Source organism: Gemmiger formicilis (assembly GCF_016901605.1).
Taxonomy (GTDB): domain Bacteria; phylum Bacillota; class Clostridia; order Oscillospirales; family Ruminococcaceae; genus Gemmiger; species Gemmiger formicilis_B.
This window is the reverse complement of the sequence record NZ_JACJKP010000731.1, coordinates 1-224: the sequence shown is the minus strand read 5'-3', so window position 1 is coordinate 224 and position 224 is coordinate 1. Positions and strand designations below refer to the sequence as shown.

1 protein-coding gene is annotated in these 224 nt (G+C 52.7%); it reads right to left on the bottom strand.

The genetic code is table 11. From position 1 onward, the window contains the following. Window positions 1–45: 45 nt before the first annotated feature. On the bottom strand, window positions 46–213 hold the full coding sequence (locus H6B10_RS16650) for an HU family DNA-binding protein (RefSeq protein WP_345941873.1): 168 nt from the start codon (window positions 211–213) through the stop codon (window positions 46–48). Window positions 214–224 lie beyond the last annotated feature (11 nt).

Genomic DNA, 224 nt, shown 5'->3' with positions numbered 1-224 from the left:
AAGTCCCGATGGCTAAAACCATCGGGGCTTTTTTCATTCGGTCGCTTATGTAAGATTGGGGCGGTCCTGATCGCCGTCTGCCTTGAACAGGACAAAGTTTTCCGGCTTGTTGGTCACCTTGGTCTTGGGATTGGTAAAGTTCTTGGTCTGGCGTTCCCGCATTTCAAACCGGCCAAACCCTGCAATCGTAACCTTGTCGCCGCCTTTCAGCACGTCACCGATGG